We start from the raw sequence: 1,339 nt of genomic DNA, 5'->3' as shown, positions 1-1,339 counted from the left end.
TATTGAATATAGTATAAAAAGTGGACACAGGTAGTGGCGTCATGTTTAAATCAAACCATTAGGGAAGAGGACGTGTAAACATGGCGAAGAATCAGAAAAAATATGCTAGTGAATTTAGAGAATATGTTGCAAAACTGATTGTTTTAGACGGTAAAAAACAAATTGATGTAAGTAAAGAACTACAGATCCCGTATGACACCTTAATGAAATGGGTAACGGCTTTCCGCAAAAGGCAACAGGAGGCGGAGAAAGCCCAGAAGAATCAACTTTTAACAGCTTCCGAATACAAAGAATTGTATGAAACAGAAAGACAAAAACGACTGGAAGCTGAGGAGGAGTGTGCAATTCTAAAAAAAGCAATGCACATCTTCACACAAGAAAAGTAGATATATTTGCTTTTATTTTTGCTTATAAAAATGAGCATACCCTTGTGAGGATGTGCAAAGTATTAGGGGTATCAACCTCCGGTTATTATGCCTGGGAAAAGCGTCAAGGTCAGGATGAAACGGAAAGGGAAAAGTGGAAAAAATACTTAGATGAACGCATCAAGTTTTACTTCAATGATAACCTTGGGGCATATGGTAGTCCCAGGATATATGAAAGATTAGTAGAACTTGATAAAATAAAGGTTTCCCAGAAGACTGTGGCGAATCGTATGAGGGCTATGGGGCTATTTGCCACGCCTCCAAAAAAGTATATCAATACCACGGACTCTGACCATAAAAAAACAGTATATGCCAATGAACTAAACCGTGAATTCCGACCTGATGTACCTAATAAAGTTTGGGTAACCGATATTACTTACATTCACACCGGAGAGGGGTTTCTTTACCTCAATCCAGTGCTAGATTTATTTTCTCGCCGTGTCATTAGTTACGCTATAGATGATTGTATGGATCGAAAATTGCCGCTTCGTGCCTTAAAGGAAGCCATAGCTTTGCGCAAACCAGAAGAAGGCTGGATTCATCATTCAGACCGTGGATCACAGTATTGTTCAAACGACTATATTCAAGAATTGAAAAAGGCAAAAGCTGTCATTAGCATGAGCCAAAAAGCTACCCCATATGATAATGCCTGTGCCGAATCATTCTTTGCATCATTGAAGAAAGAGTACCTTTATAAATTTGTTTTTCGTACGAAGGCCGAAGCAATCGCTGCTATAGAGTTTTATATTCAATTTTACAATCGGAAGCGTACGCACTCAACGCTTGGATACGCCACTCCAATGGAGTATGAAATGGCATATGAACTGGCACAAGAAAATAACGCCGGAACTAACCTTGTTTCCTCTGCTTAAAGGAACAATTCGCATTTTAATTGTTCCTTTAAGAGAAGGCCT

2 protein-coding genes are annotated in these 1,339 nt (G+C 38.9%); both read left to right on the top strand.

Annotated elements, in window-relative coordinates:
- Positions 1–80 precede the first annotated feature (80 nt).
- Entirely contained in the window at positions 81–386 is a 306-nt protein-coding gene (locus WD019_RS21625) for a transposase (protein WP_425712807.1), read from the top strand.
- Positions 338–1,297 carry an IS3 family transposase gene (locus WD019_RS21620; protein WP_425712806.1) on the top strand — a complete coding sequence of 320 codons (960 nt, stop codon included), beginning with the start codon at positions 338–340 and terminating at the stop codon, positions 1,295–1,297. The genes WD019_RS21625 and WD019_RS21620 overlap by 49 nt, the downstream gene beginning before the upstream one ends.
- Positions 1,298–1,339: the final 42 nt, after the last annotated feature.

The organism is Fictibacillus sp. Mic-4 (assembly GCF_049843615.1).
Taxonomy (GTDB): domain Bacteria; phylum Bacillota; class Bacilli; order Bacillales; family Fictibacillaceae; genus Fictibacillus_A; species Fictibacillus_A gelatini.
This window is presented reverse-complemented; position numbering and strand designations above follow the sequence as displayed.